The sequence below is a fragment of the Mucilaginibacter sp. UYNi724 genome (assembly GCF_054057495.1).
Genome location: NZ_JBSRZI010000001.1, coordinates 583329 through 605284, shown reverse-complemented (window position 1 = coordinate 605284; position 21956 = coordinate 583329). Strand labels below are relative to the sequence as shown.

Annotated in this window: 20 protein-coding genes; 13 read left to right on the top strand and 7 right to left on the bottom strand. The window is 44.3% G+C overall.

Translation table 11 applies throughout. The annotated features are described in order from the left end of the window. Window positions 1-41 precede the first annotated feature (41 nt). Window positions 42-641 (bottom strand): Crp/Fnr family transcriptional regulator, encoded by a 600-nt coding sequence (locus tag ACVW0P_RS02655; protein WP_457130693.1) that lies wholly within the window; start codon window positions 639-641, stop codon window positions 42-44. 275 nt (window positions 642-916) lie between these two features. On the opposite strand from ACVW0P_RS02655, the gene ACVW0P_RS02650 reads away from it, so the two are divergent. From ACVW0P_RS02650 to ACVW0P_RS02605, 10 genes are all read left to right on the top strand, one after another. Continuing rightward, entirely contained in the window at window positions 917-1486 is a 570-nt protein-coding gene (locus ACVW0P_RS02650) for a hypothetical protein (protein WP_457130692.1), read from the top strand. A 174-nt stretch (window positions 1487-1660) separates the two neighbouring features. Continuing rightward, entirely contained in the window at window positions 1661-2536 is an 876-nt protein-coding gene (locus ACVW0P_RS02645; protein WP_457130691.1) for an alpha/beta fold hydrolase, read from the top strand. A gap of 80 nt (window positions 2537-2616) precedes the next feature. Continuing rightward, entirely contained in the window at window positions 2617-2907 is a 291-nt protein-coding gene (locus ACVW0P_RS02640) for a hypothetical protein (RefSeq protein WP_457130690.1), read from the top strand. Between the two features lie 138 nt (window positions 2908-3045). After that, window positions 3046-4128: an L-rhamnose/proton symporter RhaT gene (rhaT, locus tag ACVW0P_RS02635; protein ID WP_457130689.1), complete on the top strand. Its 1083-nt coding sequence runs from the start codon at window positions 3046-3048 to the stop codon at window positions 4126-4128. A gap of 121 nt (window positions 4129-4249) precedes the next feature. Then, window positions 4250-6370 carry a bifunctional aldolase/short-chain dehydrogenase gene (locus tag ACVW0P_RS02630; RefSeq protein ID WP_457130688.1) on the top strand — a complete coding sequence of 707 codons (2121 nt, stop codon included), beginning with the start codon at window positions 4250-4252 and terminating at the stop codon, window positions 6368-6370. A 58-nt stretch (window positions 6371-6428) separates the two neighbouring features. Beyond that, on the top strand, window positions 6429-7703 hold the full coding sequence (locus tag ACVW0P_RS02625; RefSeq protein ID WP_354427580.1) for a TIM barrel protein: 1275 nt from the start codon (window positions 6429-6431) through the stop codon (window positions 7701-7703). 3 nt (window positions 7704-7706) lie between these two features. Further along, window positions 7707-9092 carry an FGGY-family carbohydrate kinase gene (locus ACVW0P_RS02620; protein WP_457130687.1) on the top strand — a complete coding sequence of 462 codons (1386 nt, stop codon included), beginning with the start codon at window positions 7707-7709 and terminating at the stop codon, window positions 9090-9092. 60 nt (window positions 9093-9152) lie between these two features. Further along, window positions 9153-12392, top strand: a complete 3240-nt coding sequence (locus tag ACVW0P_RS02615; RefSeq protein ID WP_457130686.1) for a glycosyl hydrolase — start codon at window positions 9153-9155, stop codon at window positions 12390-12392. Between the two features lie 2 nt (window positions 12393-12394). Beyond that, on the top strand, window positions 12395-14167 hold the full coding sequence (locus ACVW0P_RS02610; protein ID WP_457130685.1) for an alpha-L-rhamnosidase-related protein: 1773 nt from the start codon (window positions 12395-12397) through the stop codon (window positions 14165-14167). A gap of 89 nt (window positions 14168-14256) precedes the next feature. Continuing rightward, window positions 14257-14703: a DUF1569 domain-containing protein gene (locus ACVW0P_RS02605; protein WP_457130684.1), complete on the top strand. Its 447-nt coding sequence runs from the start codon at window positions 14257-14259 to the stop codon at window positions 14701-14703. Here ACVW0P_RS02605 and ACVW0P_RS02600 read toward each other — a convergent pair whose 3' ends face one another. After that, entirely contained in the window at window positions 14704-15468 is a 765-nt protein-coding gene (locus tag ACVW0P_RS02600; RefSeq protein ID WP_457130683.1) for a hypothetical protein, read from the bottom strand. It lies immediately after the preceding gene. Between the two features lie 114 nt (window positions 15469-15582). Between ACVW0P_RS02600 and budA the strand changes: the two genes are divergently transcribed. Then, window positions 15583-16377: an acetolactate decarboxylase gene (budA, locus tag ACVW0P_RS02595; protein WP_457130682.1), complete on the top strand. Its 795-nt coding sequence runs from the start codon at window positions 15583-15585 to the stop codon at window positions 16375-16377. Here the strand turns inward: budA and pdxR are convergent. Next, window positions 16374-17861 carry a MocR-like pyridoxine biosynthesis transcription factor PdxR gene (pdxR, locus tag ACVW0P_RS02590; RefSeq protein WP_457130681.1) on the bottom strand — a complete coding sequence of 496 codons (1488 nt, stop codon included), beginning with the start codon at window positions 17859-17861 and terminating at the stop codon, window positions 16374-16376. The two genes, budA and pdxR, sit on opposite strands and share 4 nt — an antisense overlap. Window positions 17862-17941: 80 nt before the next feature. Between pdxR and ACVW0P_RS02585 the strand changes: the two genes are divergently transcribed. Both ACVW0P_RS02585 and ACVW0P_RS02580 read left to right on the top strand, forming a co-directional pair. Beyond that, window positions 17942-18397 (top strand): DoxX family protein, encoded by a 456-nt coding sequence (locus tag ACVW0P_RS02585; protein WP_457130680.1) that lies wholly within the window; start codon window positions 17942-17944, stop codon window positions 18395-18397. Beyond that, window positions 18394-19389, top strand: a complete 996-nt coding sequence (locus ACVW0P_RS02580; protein WP_457130679.1) for an EamA family transporter — start codon at window positions 18394-18396, stop codon at window positions 19387-19389. Before ACVW0P_RS02585 ends, ACVW0P_RS02580 begins: the two co-directional genes overlap by 4 nt. A 14-nt stretch (window positions 19390-19403) precedes the next feature. Here the strand turns inward: ACVW0P_RS02580 and ACVW0P_RS02575 are convergent, their stop codons facing one another. The 4 genes from ACVW0P_RS02575 to ACVW0P_RS02560 all read right to left on the bottom strand — a co-directional run bounded on the left by ACVW0P_RS02575 (window position 19404) and on the right by ACVW0P_RS02560 (window position 21643). Next, window positions 19404-19610 (bottom strand): PLDc N-terminal domain-containing protein, encoded by a 207-nt coding sequence (locus ACVW0P_RS02575; protein WP_354427596.1) that lies wholly within the window; start codon window positions 19608-19610, stop codon window positions 19404-19406. A gap of 124 nt (window positions 19611-19734) precedes the next feature. After that, entirely contained in the window at window positions 19735-20541 is an 807-nt protein-coding gene (locus tag ACVW0P_RS02570) for an ABC transporter permease (protein ID WP_457130678.1), read from the bottom strand. A gap of 5 nt (window positions 20542-20546) precedes the next feature. Next, window positions 20547-21446, bottom strand: coding sequence for an ABC transporter ATP-binding protein (locus ACVW0P_RS02565; protein WP_457130677.1), 900 nt, complete (start codon window positions 21444-21446; stop codon window positions 20547-20549). Beyond that, window positions 21440-21643, bottom strand: a complete 204-nt coding sequence (locus ACVW0P_RS02560) for a hypothetical protein (protein WP_354427600.1) — start codon at window positions 21641-21643, stop codon at window positions 21440-21442. Before ACVW0P_RS02560 ends, ACVW0P_RS02565 begins: the two co-directional genes overlap by 7 nt. Window positions 21644-21956 lie beyond the last annotated feature (313 nt).

Below are 21956 nucleotides of genomic sequence, written 5' to 3'. Positions count from 1 at the left end.
ACAGATCTAAATATGATATTATGGTTTGTTTCCTGGTGTACTTACTCAGCCTTTTTACGCTCAATACGTTTCCTGATCCGGCTTAATGATGGGTTTGTGATACCGAGGTAAGATGAGATATGATAAGCCGGGATGCGCTCCACAATATCCGGGTGTTCTTCCAGGAGCCGCAGGTAGCGTTGTTCGTGCGAGAAAAAAATAAACTCCTCTGTGCGTGTTTGCGCAATCGTGAAAAATAATTCGGCCAGTAATCTGCCAAACTTTCCCCAATTTGGGTGGCTATCATAAAGGCCGTTAAGATCTTTGTAAGAGATAAAGCAAATTTCTGAATCTTCCATCGCCTCTATAAAATACCAGCATGGGTCGCGCGATACAAAACTCCTGAAAGAAACTACAAACTGATTTTCTGAGAAAAAGAAAATGTTCTTATCGTCCTTTGTATTAGGGGTGCGATAATAGATACGGAATATGCCTTTAACGATCAGCCCAAGATCGTTACAAACCATGCTTTGCATGTTAAAGAAATCTCCTTTGTTGATCTTTCGCGATTTCCAAAACGGCTGGCTGTCGCCAATGTCTTTATCGCTCAACAGGGCAAAATCTCTCAAGTGCTGAGATAGGATATCGGTTCTATCGGTCATGATATAAATTGTATTTGATAATACGGCTCAATAATGAACAATAATTAAAACGCATCAAAATTCGGTATTCTTAAAGACTTGAATTTTAACTTAAGTTAACACAAAAGCTTTTCATAACGGCACAGTAAATTATACGCATATTTAATAAGTAATATTACCACCTGGTACACACTGTAATTACAACGTAATCTTCTATCCGCATTTTCACTTAAGTGAAAAACCTGTTGGGCAATACTACAGAACTTTGAACCATCAAATCACTTAAAAAATTTATCATGACATTAAGTTCTCAATCTAATGCAGCAAACGTCCAAGCCGTTGAAACTGCAAAGTCGTTACGACAACTTTATTTTACCCGTGCAGGCTTTTCCATAATCTGGGTAATTCTTATTGCTCTTTTTGCCAAAACATCTACAACGGCAGCATACGTATTGCTCATAATTTACCCTGCTTGGGACGTACTTGGCACTTTACTCGATATTCGCGCCAATAACAATAGCTCATCCAAAATACCACAATATGTAAATGCCGCCATCAGTACAATAACAACCATCGCGGTGGGCCTTGCTTTGCAAAAAGGAGTTCCCGAAGCATTGATGGTTTTTGGTATCTGGGCAATTGGAACAGGATTGATCCAGCTAATATTAGGGTTACGCCGTCGCAAATCTTTAGGCGGGCAGTGGCCTATGATCATCAGCGGTGCCCAGTCCATGCTTGGCGGCACATCCTTTATTTTGTTAGCGCACGACCCAACAAAAGGGATAACAAGCCTGGCCGGATACGCCGCATTTGGTGCTTTTTATTATTTGCTTGCCGCGTTTCGTTTATCCAAAACGGCTAAATAACTTATCTCCATATAATTTAAACCTACAAAGCCGCTTTACGAAAGTAGGGCGGCTTTGTTATTGGGATTGTCGCGAACCGCCCCTTAATCGGTCGTTTTTACACAGCATTATAACCTTATATGATTTCGATATTTGTATTGTAAATAGAATTAAACACAATTTAAAATACTTATCATGAAAAGAATATTTAAGGGCTTTAATATCCTTACCCCAATGTTAATAGTTGCCTTACTATCTGTAACCGCATTTCAATCTAAAGCGCAGCAAAGTAAACCTACTACCAGTGGCTATGCACCCGTTAATGGCATTAAGGTTTATTACGAAATATATGGGGAGGGCCGGCCAATCGTTTTATTGCACGGTGCATTTATGACCATTGAGGGGAACTGGGGGCAACTCATCCCCGAGTTGTCAAAAACGAGGAAGGTAATAGCTATTGAATTGCAGGGGCACGGCCATACACCTTACTCAGACCGAAAATTATCTCAAGCTACCTTAGCAAGCGATGTAGTTGGTGTGATGGATCACCTGAAAGTTGACAGCGCCGATGTAGTTGGGTACAGTATGGGCGGCTCTGTGGCTTACCAGTTTGCTATACAAAGCCCTAAAAGATTAAAAAAATTAGTTATCATTTCTGCTGCTTATAAAAGCACCGGCTGGATCCCCCAAATAGCAGGCGTATTTAAAAATATGAAACCTGCGATGTTTGATAACAGCCCGATGAAAGCGGCATACGATGCTGTAGCACCCGATAAAACGAAATGGACGAAGTTCATAGAACAGATGTTGGCTTTTGCAGGTACGCCGTTTGACATGGGCGACGCCAATATTGCCCGGATCACGGCACCGGTATTGCTTATCTCGGGCGATAATGATGGCCTGGATAAGGTAGAATTGATGAAAACATACCAGTTATTAGGCGGCGGTATCTCTGCAGACCTGGCGCCGATGCCAAAATCGCAATTGGCCGTTGTGCCGGCACAAAGCCATGTGAGCCTTATGATGCAGACGAAAACGATCCTTGGTTATCTTGATGAGTTTTTAAAGTAATAGCATTGGCTACAGAGCCGCTTTACGAAAGTAAAGCGGCTTTTTTATACTTTAGCTAATAATATTGCAAAGTTATGCCCATGAAAACTTTAACCGAATTTAAAGCATCATTGAATTTAGAGCAGCCCGATAACGAACTATCTGTGCAATTAAAAAGCCTTTGGTACGATGGCAAAGGCGATTGGCAACAGGCACATGCCGCGGTCGACTCTTTAAGCGATCAGAGATCTGCCTGGGTACATGCCTATCTGCACCGTAAAGAAGGTGATATTTGGAATGCCGATTACTGGTATAGTAAAGCAAGGCAAACCCGACCGAACATTTCTTTAGAAGAAGAATGGGAGCAGTTGGTGCTACAATTTCTTCCATAGAATATTTACAGGCCATAAGCCGTTTTACACAAAGTAGAGCGGCTTTACTATTATATCCCTCCTGCCATACAGTATATAACAGTTATAAAAGTTTGGTTAATTAGCTTAGCAAAGTTATTTACCAATTAACCTAATTTCATGCAAGCAATTTTTGGGATCATATTCCACTTTATAGGTGGGTTTGCCTCGGGCAGTTTTTATATTCCGTATAAAAAGGTAAAAGGATGGGCCTGGGAAAGTTTCTGGATCGTTGGCGGTATTTTTTCCTGGCTTATCGTGCCGCCTGTTGCTGCATGGTTAACCATCCCCGGTTTTGCTGATATTATTAAACACACCAATGGGCAAATTTTATTACTTACTTATTTCTTCGGTGTACTTTGGGGCATCGGTGGCCTTACCTATGGTTTGGGTGTGAGATACCTGGGCGTTGCTTTAGGGAGTACGATCATTTTGGGTCTTTGCTCTGTCTTCGGTTCTTTAATACCGTCTATCTATTACGATTTCTTCCCGCAGGAGGGTAAAGATAGCATCACCACATTGCTGCATAGCCATTGGGGCCAAATGGTTTTACTGGGTATTGTGGTTTGTGTATTAGGCATAGTGATTTGCGGATATGCCGGCGTGATGAAAGAACGCGAGTTAGCTAAAGACCAGCATGTTGCCGTTAACAACACCGAGTATAAATTTGGCCTCGGCATTTTTGTAGCTATAGTTTCGGGCGTATTAAGTGCCTGTTTCGCTTTTGGGATTGATGCGGGTAAGATAATGGCTAACGAAGCCAATACTGCATGGAAAGCCTTGCATCCTGCAAGCGGTGAGTTCCTTTTCCAAAACAATGTTACCTACGTGGTAATCTTGTGGGGTGGGTTATCTACAAACTTTATCTGGTGTATGATCCTAAATGCACGCAACAAAACCTTTGGCGATTATACCAATAAAAAAACACCGCTAAAAGCCAATTACTTGTTTTCGGCTTTGGCCGGTACCACGTGGTTCCTGCAATTCTTTTTCTATGGCATGGGCGAAAGTCGTTTAGGCAACGGCGCAAGTTCGTGGATCTTACACATGGCATTCATTATACTAATAGCCAACATCTGGGGCCTGGTGCTTAAAGAATGGAAAGGCGTAAGTAAAAAAGCGCTGGCTACAGTATTTGCCGGTATTGTTACCATCATTATTTCGGTGCTGATAGTGGGGTACGGTAATTCAATAAAAGGGTAGTAACTGTATGTAGCAGGGTAGGTTTACCTGGTCAACACAGTGTATCACAGTTAGGCAATAAACGTTAATTAATATTGCGACCATTAACCTATCAATAAAAATAAAATATAATCGTAAAGATATGTCTGTCAACACAACACAATTTAAACATGTAAGCTACCTATGGGATGACACCCGCGCGGCCGAACTGGCCGGTGATGAAGTAGCCCTGTTAATATACCGTTCTAACTTACTGGGTACCGACCTGCGCCTTACCAACTATGGTGGCGGCAACACGTCTTGCAAGGTTATGGATAAAGACCCTTTAACCGGTAAAGAGGTTGAAGTGATGTGGATCAAAGGATCTGGCGGTGATATAGGCACCCTGAAAAAAAGTGGGCTTGCTGCTTTATACGTAGACCGTTTACGCAGCCTTAAAAACGTATATCGCGGTATCGAGTTTGAAGACGAAATGGTGGAGCTATTTAACCACAGCATCTTTGACCTGAACTCTAAAGCGCCATCAATAGATACACCTTTGCACGGCTTTCTTCCTTTTAAACATATAGATCACCTGCATCCCGATGCTGCAATTGCCATCGCGGCAGCAAAAGACGGTAAAAAAATAACTGAAGAACTATTTGAAGGCACCATTGGCTGGGTAGACTGGCAGCGCCCGGGCTTCGACCTGGGTTTGCAGCTTAAAGAATGCTTAGATAGCAATCCCGGTATCCGTGGCATCATGCTGGGTTCGCACGGGTTATTTACCTGGGGGGATACCGCTTACGAAAGTTACATCAACACCCTGGAGGTGATAGAGAAATGTGCCGAGTTCCTGGAACAAAGCTATGCCCAAAACGGCAGCGTGTTCGGTGGTCAAAAAATTGAAAGCCTGCCGGCAGACGACCGTAAAAAACAAGCGGTTGCATTGGCCCCTATCCTCCGTGGTTTCTGCTCGTCAAAAACACAAATGATCGGGCATTACACGGACGATGCAAGGGTGTTAGAATATACAAATTCTAATGATCTGAACCGTTTAGCACCAATGGGGACCAGCTGCCCCGATCACTTCTTGCGTACCAAGATCAGTCCGCTGGTGTTAACACTTGCACCGGGCGAGGACCTGAGCGATGTTGCCGCCATTAAAGAAAAACTTACCCCTGCATTTGAGGATTACCGCAAAATGTACGAGGATTATTATAACACCTGCAAGCACCCAAACAGCCCTGCTATACGCGATGCTAACCCGGTGGTGATAGTTTACCCGGGCGTGGGTATGTTTACTTTTGCTAAGGATAAGCAAACCGCAAGGGTAGCTGCCGAGTTTTATATCAACGCCATAAACGTGATGAAAGGCGCCGAAGCCATATCAGAATACACTTCTTTACCGCGACAGGAAGCTTTTGATATTGAGTATTGGTTGCTTGAAGAAGCCAAGCTTCAACGGATGCCAAAGCCAAAGGCATTATCCGGCCGTATAGCTTTGGTAACCGGTAGTGCGGGTGGTATAGGCAAAGCAATCGCCAAAAAGTTTGTAGAAGAAGGCGCCGTGGTAATACTGAACGACATGAACGCCGAGCGTTTAGCCGGCGCTTACGATGAATTTGTAAAGCAATTTGGTAAAGACGCCTGCGCAACCGCTACATTAGATGTTACCAACGAAACACAAATAAAGGAAGCAATTGCTGCCGCGATACTGGCTTTTGGTGGTGTCGACCTTATCGTAAACAACGCGGGTCTTTCTATCTCTAAAACCATTGGCGACCATACCGAAAAGGATTGGAATCTACTGTACGATGTATTGGTGAAAGGCCAGTTTTTTGTTACCCAGGCTGCCGTGGCCGTGATGAAACAACAAGCCATTGGTGGCGATATTATTAATATAGTAAGCAAGAACGCTTTGGTTAGCGGCCCTAACAATGCCGGTTATGGTAGTGCTAAGGCAGCGCAACTACATCTGAGCAGGTTAAATGCTGCCGAGCTTGGCCCGGATGGCATCCGTGTAAACGTAATTAACCCCGATGCGGTTATTAGCGATAGCAATATATGGGCCGGCGGATGGGCCGAAGGCCGTGCGAAAGCTTACGGCGTTACTGTGGAAGAATTGCCAGCTTACTATGCAAAACGTACCTTACTTAACCAGGTGATATTACCTGCCGATATTGCCAACGCGTGCTTTGCTTTAACAGGCGGCTTGTTAAACAAATCAACAGGTAACGTCATAAATGTTGATGGTGGTGTTGCCGCTGCATTTGTACGATAAACTAATAGAAATCAAAGCCGGCTAACCACCGGCTTGCCAAATTATAACCAGAGAGAAGATGCAGATAGAGCAAGCTAAATTACAAGAACTGAACCAGGCCGATATAAAAAAACACCAGCGCAGCCTTGAATATGTTGCCGGTGATGTTAATGATGCAGAAGGTGTATTAAAAAAGCTAAGCGCATTTAATATAGCTATCCCAAGCTGGGCGCTGGGCACGGGCGGTACACGTTTCGGACGTTTCTCGGGTGGTGGCGAACCAAGGAGTTTAGAAGAAAAAATCGAAGATGTTGGTGTGATCAATGCCCTAAATAAGTCAAGCAATTCTATCTCGCTGCATATCCCCTGGGATATTCCGGAGAATGCTGCTTCTATAAAGCAATTGGCAGCACAGCATGGGCTGCACTTCGATGCCGTAAATTCCAATACCTTCCAGGATCAAAAAGACCAAATGCATAGTTACAAGTTTGGCTCGCTTCATCATACGGACAAAGCGGTACGCAAACAAGCTATTGAGCATAATATCGAAGTAATAAAATACGGAGTTCAGCTTAATTCAAAGGCTTTGTCCGTTTGGTTGTCTGATGGTTCTAATTTTCCCGGTCAGCTAAACTTCCGTAACGCGTTCCAAAATACATTAGAAAGCTTGCAGGAAATTTATGAGGCTTTGCCTGATGACTGGAAAGTTTGGGTAGAGTATAAACCTTACGAACCAAACTTTTACTCGACAACCATTGGCGATTGGGGCCAATCTTACCTGCTGGCGTCTAAATTAGGGCCAAAAGCAGCTACTCTTGTAGATCTTGGTCACCACTTACAGGGTACCAACATCGAACAGATCGTATCTTTATTGCTGATGGAGAACAAACTTGCCGGTTTCCACTTCAACGACTCTAAATATGGCGATGACGACCTTACGGTTGGCAGCATCAACCCATACCAATTGTTCCTGATATTTAACGAACTTGTAGAAGGAATGGACGCCCGCGGCATGGATCATGCTACCGGTTTAGGCTGGATGATAGATGCATCTCACAATGTTAAAGACCCGATAGAGGACTTATTGCAATCTGTACAAGCTATCAAGATAGCCTATGCGCAAGCTTTAATTATAGATAAAGAGGCGTTAATGGCTGCACAAAAAAATAATGATGTAGTGCTGGCGCAAGAGATTTTGCAAAGGGCCTACCGTACAGATGTGCGCGCTTTAGTATCTGAAGCAGCTTTGCGTAATGGCGGCGCTTTAAATCCGGTGAATGCATACCGTAAATTAAAAGTAAGAGAGAACCTAATCAGCGAACGCGGTATAAACACCGTTGCCACCGGCTTATAAATTATGAGTAGCGCCACACCCGTTATAGCTGTATTTGATGTAGGCAAGACCAACAAAAAACTGTTCCTTTTTGACCAGGATTATAAAATTGTGTTCGAGAAATCGGCACGGTTTACAGAAACGGTTGACGAGGATGATTTTGTATGCGAGAACCTGCAAAGCCTGCGCCTTTCGGTGTTCGATTCGTTGAGTGAAATATTCAGGTTGAAGGAATTTAAAATACGGGCGGTAAATTTTTCGGCCTATGGTGCAAGCTTTGTGCATTTGGATGAAAGTGGGCAGGCTTTAGCGCCGCTATATAATTACCTTAAACCCTACCCGGAAACTTTAAGCGAAATTTTTTATAACTCCTACGGTGGCGAGTTGAAATTCAGCACCGAAACAGCTTCACCAATTTTGGGGAGTTTAAATTCGGGCCTGCAGTTATACAGGATCAAGTATGAACAGCCCGAACTTTATAACCGCATCAAGTACTCTTTACATCTGCCTCAATATCTAAGTTTTTTACTCTCCGGGCAATACTATTCGGACTTGACCAGCATTGGCTGCCATACCGCCATGTGGGATTTTGAGAACGACCGCTACCATGAATGGATCCAACGCGAAGGGCTTACCTTAAAACTTGCGCCTATAGCAGCTGCCGATAAAGCATTGCAGGCACTATTCCCCGGCAATAACTATAAAGTAGGCGTTGGCCTGCATGATAGTTCGGCAGCATTGATACCCTATCTCGTAAATTTTCAGGAGCCATTTATCCTGATATCTACCGGTACCTGGTGTATCAGTTTAAACCCTTTCAATCAGTCGCCGCTAACTGCTGATGAATTAAATAAAGACTGCCTGTTTTATATTCAGTATAAAGGCAAGCACGTAAAAGCATCGCGCTTATTTTCAGGTTTAGAGCACGAGCAGCAGCTAAAACGCGTAGCGGCGCATTTTAACCAGAATGTTATCAAATACAGGAATATCCCGTTTGATGCCGATGTAATAGCGAAGCTGAAAAAGAAGCATACGCAAACGCAGGGCGAAGGCTTTGCAAAGGAATCGAATTTTGCTACAAGGAATCTTTCGGCATTTGCTAATGATATTGAGGCATACCATCAATTGGTGATAGATCTGGTTAATTTGCAGGTAGCATCAACCAAACTGCTACTAAACAGCACGTCTGTAAAAAGGATCTTTGTAGATGGCGGTTTTAGCAAAAACAGCATTTACATGCACTTGCTTGCTACATCATTTAAAAACATGGAAACCTTTGCCGCGTCGATGGCGCAGGCATCCGCAGTTGGCGCAGCCCTGGCTATCCACAAGGAATGGAATAGCAAACAGATCCCGAGTGACATCATTGAATTAAAATATTATTCGGCCAACGAATCTGTAAGCGTCTGATAGTGGAAAAAAGTGCTGGTTTATCAATCAGCCCATACTATAATTATAATATAAACCCTAATGAAGTTAAAACACGCCTGCTTTTGCTTTTTAGCGCTATGCCTTGCAGCAACCGCCTCAAAAGCCCAAAACACGTCCGCGCTGTACCATTCATCAAGTTTTAAGTCTATTGAAACCGGGTTTGCAACCATCCCCGATACGGTGCAGACGAGTATTTATTGGTACTGGATCTCGGGTAACATTTCAAAAGAAGGCGTAGTAAAGGATCTGGAAGCGATGAAGAAGGTGGGCATCAACCGAGCCTTCATCGGAAACATCGGGATGGATGAGGTGCCTTACGGAAAAATAAAAATGTTTTCGGACGAGTGGTGGGATATACTACACACCACCCTTAAAACAGCAACCCGGTTAAACATCGAAATAGGGATCTTTAATAGCCCGGGTTGGAGCCAATCGGGAGGGCCATGGGTTAAACCACAGCAGGCAATGCGCTACTTAACATCATCGCAAGTGATGGTTAAAGGGCCGCTATCGCTCAGCAAAAAATTGGTACAACCGCAGGTAAATTTCCAGGATGTAAAGGTTATTGCCTATCCGGTAGCGGCTGATTATAATGGCGATATCAATAGTTTAAAACCGAAGTTGAGTTCCATTCCTGTGGTAGATTCATTAGGGAAGTTATTTGACGGAAACCAAGCAACCGGCATCAATTTGAAAGCAGGGAAGCCGTTAATCATCGATATATATACGCAAAAACCATATACCGTAAGAAGCTTTATCATATCTACCGCAAAAAGCCGGGTTTACCTGGAAGGCGATGTACAGGCAAAAGTGAACGGCGCTTATGTAACGCTTAACCATTTTTCTATCGACCGTACCAATCCCGAACTAAACACGGGCTTTATATCTTATGGGCCTGCGCCAATTTCTGTCCCGGCCACGTCGGCTACTAATTTCAGGATTGTATTTACAAAGGTGAGTGGCGATTCGGGCTTAACCGAGATCAAACTATCATCAGTACAAATGGTGGAAAAATACCTGGAAAAATCATTAGCCAAAATGTGGCCTACCCCGCACCCGTTTTGGACAGCCTACCAATGGCCGCAGCAGCCTAACGAGGTTTCTAAGTATGCTATCGACCCCGCAAAAGTTATAGATGTATCTAAATATATGCTGGCAAACGGCACGCTTAACTGGAAAGTGCCTGCGGGTAATTGGATAATTGAGCGTACGGGGATGACACCAACCAACGTTACCAATGCCCCTGCCCCACCAGAAGGGCGCGGCCTTGAAGTAGATAAAATGAGCAAGGAGCACGTTGCCGCCCACTTTAACGCGTACATGGCGCAGATCCTGAAACGTATACCGCCGGAAGACCGCAAAACATGGAAAGTTGTGGTGGAAGACAGCTACGAAACCGGCAGCCAAAACTGGACCGATAATTTGGTTACAGAATTTAAAGAAGCCTATAATTACGACCCGATACCATTTTTGCCAACCCTACAGGGCAAGGTAGTGGGCAACCAAGACATGTCCGACAGGTTTTTGTGGGACTTGCGCAGGCTGATAGCAGATGATGTGGCTTATAAATACGTTGGCGGCTTGCGGAATATAAGCCACAAAAATGGATTAACTACCTGGCTGGAAAACTACGGGCACTGGGGTTTCCCGGGCGAGTTTTTACAGTACGGCGGGCAGTCGGATGAGATAGGCGGCGAGTTTTGGAGTGAAGGAGACCTGGGTGATATTGAGAACCGCGCGGCATCATCATCGGCACATATTTATGGCAAGATAAAGGTATCGGCAGAGTCGTTTACGGCGGCTGGCGCACCATTTGCACGTTACCCTGCCATGTTTAAAAAACGCGGCGACCGCTTTTTTACCGAAGGTATCAATAATACCCTGATGCATGTTTACATACAGCAACCGGGCGATAAGGGCCCCGGTTTAACATCTTGGTTTGGCGTGGAGTTTAACAGGCTAAATACCTGGTTTTTTGATATGGACGTACTGCTGAAATACATCAAACGCTGTAACATGATGCTGCAGCAAGGCCAGTACGTTGCCGATGTAGCTTACTTTATTGGCGAGGATGCCCCCAAAATGACGGGAGTAACCGACCCTGAACTGCCACAAGGCTACTCGTTCGATTACATAAACGGCGAAGTTATCAAACAAAAGGCTTTTGTAAAAGATGGCAAACTTGCTTTGCCGAACGGTATAAACTATAGCGTATTGGTATTGCCAAAGTTAGAAACCATCCGCCCGGAGTTATTGGCAAAAATTAAAGAACTGGTGCAACAAGGGCTGGTTGTTTTAGGGCCTAAACCTTTGCGGTCGCCAAGTATGCAGGGTTACCCATCTGCAGATAAACAAGTGCAGGATCTGGCAGCTGAACTTTGGGGTAAGATAGACGGCACCACAACCAGGGTTAACCGTTATGGCAAAGGCATGGTAATAAGCAACATGAATTTACAGGAAGTGCTGGAGATGATAAAAGTGCAGCCCGACCTGAAGATCACCAAAACCAGCGATGTGTTATTCATCCACCGCCAGGTAAAAGAAGGCGAACTTTATTTTATATCGAACCAAAAGGATACACCCATAAAATTTGACGCGGAATTCCGTACTAAAGGCAACAGCCCTGAGTTATGGAATGCGATAGATGGTAGTATGCGCAGTTTGCCATCGTACCATCAAACTGCAACCACAACGGTTTTACCTATGCAACTTGCGCCATTAGAGAGCGCGTTTGTTATATTCCGCAAGCAGGGCACGGGCGGTGATAGCACCAAAGCGAATTACCCCCCAGCTTCTAAAACCATAACTATCACCCAGCCTTGGATGGTAAGTTTTGATAAAAATATGCGCGGCCCTGCGCAGCCCGTAAAATTTGAAACCCTTACAGATTGGGCTAAGAGCGCGAATGATAGCATTAAATATTATTCAGGCACGGCATGGTACCGCACCACTTTTAAAGCCGGGAAGATAGACAAGGGCGCAAACTATATTATAGATTTAGGCATGGCGAGATCTATAGCCAAGGTTTTTGTGAACGGTGTAGAAATGGGTGGCGCATGGACACCCCCTTATACTGTAGACATTACCAATGCGCTCAAACCCGGTGATAATAAGCTGGAGATTAAAGTGGTTAACAACTGGGTGAACCGGCTGATAGGCGATGCTTTGATGCCCGCCGGTACACGGCCTACCGAGGTGCTTTATGGCCCCGATGCTAAAGGGACGCTGCAATCATCGGGCTTATTAGGCCCTGTGAAAATTGATGTGGTCAAATACTAACAATGAACAAAATAAAGATATACCTAACACTTGCAATTGCACTGCTTTATAAAAGTGTTTTTGCGCAACTACCGCCTGTATTTGCCGGTACACATTTAAAAGATGTACAAAAAGAAGAAACAGTAAGGCGATACTTATCACCTGTTAGGATCTTGTGGCAAAGTACCAAAGACTTTGCAAACATTAAAAATGCCGAACGATTGTTAAAACCAGGCGACGGACAAGCCAATCTATCGGGTAAAGACCTTTGCATCCTGCGGAATACCGATAAGGGCAAGGCGGGTATCTTGCTTGATTTTGGTCGTGAACTGCATGGCGGTTTGCAGTTGGTTACAGATCAATCCCGAGGGGGCAAGCCTGTACGGGTACGAATCCGTTTTGGCGAATCTGCAAGTGAAGCCATGAGCATTATTGACACCGTAAAAGGCGCCACCAATGACCACGCCATGCGCGATTTTGAGGTTTCATTACCGTGGTTAGGTAAACTGGAAGTGGGTAATACAGGGTTTAGGTTTGTAAGGATAGACCTGCTGGATGATAATGCCGAATTAAAATTAAAAGAGGCCCGTGCCATTTTCATATTTAGGGATATCCCTTACTTAGGCTCTTTTAAAAGCAGCGACACCTTACTCAACAAGATCTGGATGACAGGGGCATATACGGTGCACCTAAACATGCAGGATTATTTGTGGGACGGCATTAAACGCGACCGCCTGGTTTGGGTGGGCGATATGCATCCCGAAACATCAACCATAGCAGCAGTTTTTGGCATCAGCAATGTGGTGCCTAAAAGCCTTGACCTGGCACGAGATATTACCCCGTTGCCCGAGTATATGAACGGGATGATCTCCTATTCTATGTGGTGGGTGCTTATCCATCATGACTGGTACATGCACAACGGCGACCTAAATTATCTTAAACAGCAAAAAACTTACATGATTACGTTATTGAATCAATACATTAAACAAATTGATGCCAATAACAGCGAAGCATTGAAAGATGGGCAACGTTTCCTGGATTGGCCGTCGAGCACCGATCCTAAAGCGATCCACGCCGGTTTGCAAGGCATGCTTGCTATGACATTAACTGCAGGTGCCGACCTGGCAACTGTTTTAAATGACCCTATTACCGCCGCGAAATGTAAGGCTGCAGTAATTAGGTTAAAAAAGAATGTTCCCGACCCGGGCAAATCTAAACAAGCTGCCGCATTGCTTTCTTTGTCGGGTTTAATGCCGGCGGTTAACGCAAACGCCGTACTGTCTGACGGGGGCGTGCACGATTATTCCACCTTTTTTGGCTACTACATGCTGCTGGCTAAAGCAAAGGCCGGCGATTACCAGGGCTCTATCGATGCCATCCGCAACTACTGGGGGCCAATGCTTTCGTTAGGCGCGACCACGTTTTGGGAAGATTTTAATATCGATTGGTTACCCAACGCTTCGCGGATTGATGAATTGGTACCCGAAGGTAAAAAAGACATACATGGTGATTATGGCGCGTTTTGTTACAAGGGTTTCAGGCATAGCCTTAGCCACGGTTGGGCTTCCGGCCCTACGCCATGGCTAACACAGTACGTATTAGGCGTGAATGTAATGGCGCCAGGGTGCAAAGTGCTAAAAATTGAACCTCACCTGGGCGACCTAAAGTTTGTTGAAGGGACTTTCCCTACGCCATTAGGTGTCGTAAAAATAAAGAATACAAAACTGATTAACGGGAAAGTTAAAATTGATGTGCAGGCTCCAAAAGGTATTACCATTATAAAAGTGTATCAATAGAGGGCTGTCGCGTTTAACACCTTAACTTGGCGGTATGTTACTTGGTACAATAGTTTTTATGACATACTTTTGGTTAATAACCAAACGATATGCAAACCATTTTCGACAAAGCAACACAGAAAGCCTTAATAAGCAGGATAAATACACTTACCCGTGAAAGTAAAGCTGAATGGGGAACTATGAATGTTTACCAGATGCTTAAACATTGTACCGTTGTTGATGAAATGTATCTTGGCAAAAAGGCGTATAAGCGAATGTTTCTTGGGCGATTGCTGGGGAAATGGGCATTAGGCAAAGCACTTAAAGACGACGCCCCAATGGAGAAGAATGCGCCCACAGATACTGCTTTTAAAATTACCGAAGTTAGCGGCGATGTGGAAGCAGAGAAAAGTAAATGGATAAGGCTGATCCAGCAGTACGAGATTGCCTCACATCCAGAACTGATGCATTGGTTTTTTGGCAAAATGACCAAAGACCAGGTTGGGCAACTTGCATACAAACACATCGACCATCACTTAAGGCAGTTTAACGCTTAATTATCGCTTCGTGTTTAGCTCGGCAACCAAGTCATCGATCTTGTCGGTAGATAAAATATCGGCATGCAATTGCATCAGTTTTTGCCAGCCTTTAATATTATCGGGCGCAGCCCAAAACCTTATCTTTTTACCTGCTGCATGCACGGCATTAATTACGGATTTAAGCCTGCGTTCTTCCACAATTGGCAGGTCGCCTTCGCCACGCCAATCCGAGTAGTTCTCGAAATTAAGGCTTACCTGCGCAACCCGTTTCCACTCATCAGGCGCGTGCGGTAATTGCAGGTCGTCATCAAAAATGATGTAAGATGGATAGTTCTTATATTGTGTAGGAGGCGGGCGGTTACCCGTGATAATAATGCTTACCGGGTTTGAATTATTGTCTTTTATCAGCTGCTTTAGCGGCTTTAATTCTTTCATTAATTCGGTGAGTATTGGGGCATATGGGCCTTTTAAATCTATCACCAAATTGAGTGGCCGTGGGTGGGCTTTCAGCTCTTTCATTATCGGCAGTAGATATAATTGCACAAATGAGCGGGGCGCTTTTGATATCAAAGTGTCATGGGCTACTAACAGCTTACCATCCCGCAAATGTATATCTGCTTCAATTGCGCCTGCTCCGGCATTAAATGCCTGGTAAAAAGCATTAGGCCGCGAATAATCATTATGCGAGTGGATATTCGCCGCAGTGTATTTTTGCTGTGCAAAGGCAGGTGTTAGCAGCAGGAACAGTGCGAAAAAGGAATAAATATATTTTAATGCAGCCATATATTGTTAACCGAATCAGGCAATTTATGTTAGCGACAAATTAAGCTTTAATTTTAGCAGAGGAGAGGTATAATTCAGACATTTAGTATATTAGCCAATATATAACCTCCAACAATGGCCTTTCGCAACCCCTACGCTATATTTATAATGCTGTGCTTGCTATCACTTGGCAATTCATCGGCACAAACAAAAAATAATACGTTGTACACGGCGGGCCACGCCAGCGCGTTTATTGGCGGGTTATATGATGCCGTTTACCCTTATACCAAAGTACTGCAACATGGCAACTTTGGTTTGGGTGCGCCCGATAAACTCGACGGTGAGGTACTGATCTTAGACGGCAAGGTATACCAAACACGATCAACCGGTAAAACATCTTTGGTAAAACCAACCAAGCTTACACCCTTTGCAGTTGTCAACTTTTTTAAGGCCCAAAAGACGACCAAAAATTACCAAAAGCTGTCCAAAAATGACCTTTTTAAGTATCTCGATAGCTTGCTTTCCAACCAGAATGGCATCTATGCGATTAAAATAACAGGAAGTTTTAATTTAGTAAAAACGAGGGCCTTTCCGCCGGTTAAATCTAAACCTTACCAGCCCTTGGCCGACATGTTGCCACTCCAACATTTCTTCACTTTCGAAAATGTGAAAGGTACCTTGGTCGGTTACCGCATCCCGGCTTTTATGGACGGGCCAAATATCACCGGCTACCACTTCCATTTTTTAAGCGATGACAAAAAAGACGGCGGCCACATTGTTGACTTGATGACGGGAGATATTACCATCGAGGTTGACCAACTGGATGGTTTTAAGGTAGACATCCCACAAACCAAAGATTTTGACAATTTCGACTTTAATAAAGACCGCCGCGACGAGGTAAAACGCGTAGAAAACGGTAAAAAGGACTAAACCAGTTTTTTAACCGCTTTGGCGAGTATTACAATAGCCTCTTCCATTTCTTTAAACGTCATAGAGGCAAAGCCCAGGCGGATGTGTTCGCTCTCGAATGCTTTGTCGTGATAGTAATCTTTCCCGGCACTTATAGCAAGGCCCGTGGTTGCTGCTTTTTCGGCAACGTCAGCAGGCTTTATGCCGTGGAGATATTTCATCCATATAGCAAAACCACCGTCAGGGATCTTAAAGCTAATGTATTCGCCAAGGTGCTGTTGCAGCAGGGCGCAAAATTTATCCCGGCGTTCGTGGTATAGTTTATTGGCTTTTTTAAGGTGGCGGGTAATGTCGCCGTTCTTGAGCAGGTTGGCCATAGCTTCTTCTAAAAGTTGCTCGCCTTGCCTGTCGATAATGCGGCGCAGTTTGGTAGCCTGCGAAATCAGGTTTGGCGGCGCAACCATAAACCCGATGCGGATGCCCGGTGCAATGGTTTTACAAAACGACCCTATATAAATAACGCTGCCATAATAATCGGCACTGGCAAGGGGCAGGATGGGGCTGCTGGTGTAGTGGAAATCATAATCGTAGTCATCTTCCAGTATCGCGAAGCCGTATTGCATGGCAAGCTCCAGCAAACGCATGCGCCTTTCCGAACTCAGCGTAACGGTAGTGGGCTGGTGGTGATGCGGTATCACATAAAGTGCTTTTACCTTTTTCCTTTTGCAGATCTCTTCCACCGCATCCAGGTCTATCCCGCATTCATCAACAGGTACCAACTCTAAATTTGCACCCGTTTGAATAAACACTTCATTGGCGCCGCAATAGCCGGGGTCGGCAGCAATAACGGTGTCGTTTTTACCAAGCAATAGCTGCGCAGCAAGGTAGATAGCCATTTGCGCGCCCTTGGTTATCAGTACGTGTTCGGGGTTTACATGCAGGCCACGGGTCTCGCCCAAAAAACGGGCAAGTTCTATCCGCAGGTTTTCGGAACCCTGCTCCGGGCCATACAATAAATATTTTGATGTAAAGTGGTAATTGGCAAAACGGCGGTATTCGCGCAGCATCAATTCAACGGGTGCAAGGCGCGTATCCGGGAAACCTTCGTTAAAGGCGATGGATAGGCTTGGGACAGGTTGAAAAAGGCTGATATGCCCCAGCGTGTTTTCGCAAACCTCGAAATGTGTGTTTTCGGGATAGGAGAGTGGCTGCGGAGTATTCTCTGCAATGGGGCGGGGCGCAACCTCCGGTAAGTTGGCAGCAATATAAATACCTTTTTGCGGATATACATCCACCCAGCTTTGGGCGTACAATTCATCGTACGCGGCAACAACCGTATTGCGGTGCACCTTTAAACCTACGGACATTGCCCGGCTGCTGGGTAACGCAGATGCCGGTTTTAAAGTACCCTGCCTGATGTGGCAGATGATGCCATTGGCTATCTGCAGGTACACAGGCACCTGCAGGCTTTTGTCGATATTTAATAAACCTGCTACAAATTGCATACTGGACTATCGTTGTTGTTTTTTCTGGACTATAAAGATAGGCCACCTTCCCCGTATTTTTATATCATCAAACAAAAATAATGGAGCAAGTGAAATTTCAGCAGGCAATGGCATTGTATTTAAGGTTAGCCATAGGTATTGCGTACGTTTGGCTGGTTGCCGATAGGCTTGGCTGGCTGGGCGCTTATGGGCAGCCGCACATTAGCTGGGGCGACTGGCAGCATTTTATGTTATTGTCATACGGCACCATGTCGTTTTTACCCAAAGGCCTTGTAATGCCCCTTGCTGTTTTGGCAACGATAGGTGAAGGCGTTTTTGGTTTGATGTTGATATTTGGATTATTTACACGCGTTGCGGCTTTGGGCAGCGGTGCGCTTACATTGGCCTTTGCGATATCAATGACCATATCGCGCGGGATAGACGCCCCGATAGGCTACTCGGTTTTTACCGTTAGCGCGGCAAGCTTTTTACTTGCCACACTGCCAAACTATAAATGGAGTATAGACGCTTTACTTACTAAACAACAACCACTATGATAATTACTACCCCAAAAGCACCCTCGACATTATTAATAGTATTAGCTTTTGCTACGGTATATATTGTATGGGGTTCAACCTATTTTTTTATCCAGATGGCTATCCATGGCATGCCCGCTATGATCATGGGTGCTATGCGCTACATTATTGCGGGCCTATTGGTACTTGGCTGGTGTGCCCTAAAAGGAGATAAAATTTGGGTAAAGCGCGATATAATAAATTCGGCTATTACCGGGCTGATATTATTGGGAGTTGGCAACGGGATAGTGATATGGGTAGAACAAGCATTGCCGAGTGCTATGGTTGCCATTATGGTATCTGCCAACCCAATATGGTTTGTTATATTAGATAAACGCAATTGGCGCGAAAACCTTACCAGTACCGCTACAGTAGTTGGGTTGATTATAGGTTTTGCAGGTGTAATATTGCTATTTGGAGAACAGGTGGCAAATGCACTTGGCGGGCCGCAGGATAGTGCCAAGGTATGGGGCGTGGCCTTATTGGTTATCGGCCCAATTGGCTGGTCGGCGGGGTCGTTATATTCCAAATATAATAGCAGCAGTAGCCCTGCCAGGGTTAATACAGGTTGGCAAATGCTTATTGCGGGGATAGCATTTTTGCCTGCCGCGGCTTTACATCACGAGTTTACGGGGTTTGATATAACAAGCGTGCCTTTGCAGGCATGGCTGGCAGTTGCGTACTTAATCGTATTTGGATCGATAGCTGCATTTACGGCTTATGTATGGCTGTTGCAGGTAAGGCCGGCTACGCAGGTAAGCACACACTCGTATGTTAACCCGGTTATTGCGGTACTATTAGGTGTGCTGTTTGCGCAAGAACATATTTCGTGGCTGCAAATTAGCGGGCTGGTAATTATATTAATGAGTGTATTGCTGATTAACTTAGCGAAATACCGCAAGAATGCTAATGATAAAAAAGAGGCTGGGGCAAAGCCTGAAAATGCAAACGGAAAAATGTGTGAAGTGGCCTAAGCCGCTGATGTGGCTTATATGACTTTAGAATTGCGCCCAACTACAAAGTAAATGATCGACCCTAAGAACGGGAAGAAAAGGATAACCAATACCCAGATCAGTTTTGTTACTGAATCCTGGAAAGTTGAACGAAGGGCATCTATCAGGGCAAATACGATCAGGCCGAAATAGCATAGTATCATAAAGATGATGATCAATTCAGTAGTGCCGAATCCGCCCATAAGAAGTTTTTTAAGGTGATAATTTATCTAAGATACAAGGAAATAATTAACAGTAAAATGTCCGTGCTAACACGCGCTTTTTATTTATGATAGATATTGGTGACGGGGCTCGTAGCTTTAATGCCTACTTTACACTTTTCTTTCGTACAATATAGTAACCGGCAATAAATACCACAACGCAAATAACAAGGCTTACATAAACATCTTTAGTAAACATATCTATCTGCAGTTCTTTTGTAGGGCCACCGCCTTTTTCACCGCGGTTTACCATGGTGGTTATAGCAACCATAGGGTGCGAATATGGAAACAGATAACTATATTCCCAGTTTTTTGAGGCTGCTGTAACACCTACAATGGTAGCTACAAAGCCAAGCCCCATCGGCTTTAAAAAATCGGCCCATAAAAGGCTTAGTAAAAACTGTATGGCAAGGATGCCTAATGATGACAGGAACAGCTTAAAGTACACCTGCATCAGTTGCAGCTCCATATGGTAAGCGCTAAACTTAAGTTCGGGCTTTAAGGCACTTAATAAATTACCAAAGCCTATGGTGAATAAGACAAATAGCCCCAGGCACAAAAAAATGAGGAATACCGCATAAAAAAATTTAGCTCCGTAAACCGACCAGCGTGATATAGGAAGGCTGAACAGGGTTTTCCAGGTATCAGATCTATGCTCTACATTGCTTACCGAATAGGCAATAAATATGGTATACATAGGTAAAAGCAATGTGCCCATCACGCCCAGGCCAACCATAGTAAACTGGACCCAAAGCATCATGGGTGGGGTAGTTAAAAACTTATCGCTTTTGGTATAAAATATAGTAAAGGCCAGTAAGCTTATCAATAAAGGCAACAGCACGGCGCTCCAAAAGCCAAGTGTTTTGCGGCTCTTATAAAATTCGGACTGGAACGAGAGTAAAAATCCCTGCATGGTGTTTAGTTGGCTTTGGTGGTAATGTCTAAAAACAACCTTTCAAGGTCTTTTCGTTGCTTATTGATGCCAAAAACAATGAGGCCGTTTTGGATAAGCAGGGTGTTGATTTCGCCAATTTGCTCTTTAGATGTAAAAGGCACATATAAGTGGTCCTGGTCAACGTCGGTCACCGTAAAGTTATGGCGCTTTAAAAGGTTAGCGGCATCTACCGTATTATCCGTTTCTATATTGATAAGTGGTTGGCTAATGTTTTGCAGGTCGCTTATCGTTCCCTGGAACATCAATTGGCCATTATTAATAATGCCTACGTGGGTAGCCATCTTCTCTATCTCGGCCAGTAAGTGGCTGGATATAAAAACGGTTTTACCTGTAGCAACCAGGCGCAACATCAACTCGCGGATCTCGATGATCCCGTTAGGGTCAAGCCCGTTTGTAGGTTCGTCTAAAATTAAAAGCTTGGGGTCGTTCAGTAAGGCAAGGGCGATACCCAGGCGCTGTTTCATCCCCAGCGAATACTGGCCGGCCTTTTTATCGGCGGCGTTGGTTAGTTGCACCAGTTTCAGCATTTCATCAACCTTTGCTTCGTTTACCTGCAATAGCATGGCGCGGTTCAAAAGATTTTCGCGGCCGGTAAGGTGCTGGTAAATGGCGGGCTGCTCAATTAACGAACCTATCTGTTTTAAAATTTCGATGCGGTTGCTGTTTAGCTCTTTCTCAAAAATATGAATGCTGCCCTCGCCCGATTGTAACAGGTTAAGCAGCATTTTTATGGTTGTGGTTTTACCGGCGCCGTTTGGCCCTAAAAAACCGTATATACTCCCCGCGGGTACTTGCAGGGAAAGTGATTTAACAACTTGCTGGTTGCCAAAGCTAAATGATACGCCTTCGGTTTGGATTACCATAGGTTTTGCGTAGCAACGGAGGCAACTGTTTTAACAACCGTTACGCCTTTTATAAATAATGATGTTGCATGCACAGCAGAATTGTTGGCAGTAAATTGTTTCTGTTCAAACTGGTAGCTGACGCCCATTATAATGGCAAAAACTACAGGGGCCAGTAATAAAATAAATGGATTTGAGTTTGAAACTAACTTTTTCATTGTGTGTGTGATTTTGATAGAACAAAGGAATACTAAATTACGCACCCCCTAAAATGATTTAGACCAACAGGCAGCATTTGTAGATGAACGGGTAAAAAGCACGTTTAACCCGTTCGTCGGTTTTTTTAGCCTGTTCATCGAAACAATGCGTTGCTACATATAATTGCACAGCTAAATCCGGGTATAAATATTACTTTAGATGCAGGTTAAGCCTGTTCTAAACCCTTTCGTTTGCAGAGGGCAGGGTGAGGTTACTTGTAATTTAAGATACAACACTATAATATATAGATGAAAAGGGCTTGGCAAATTTTCT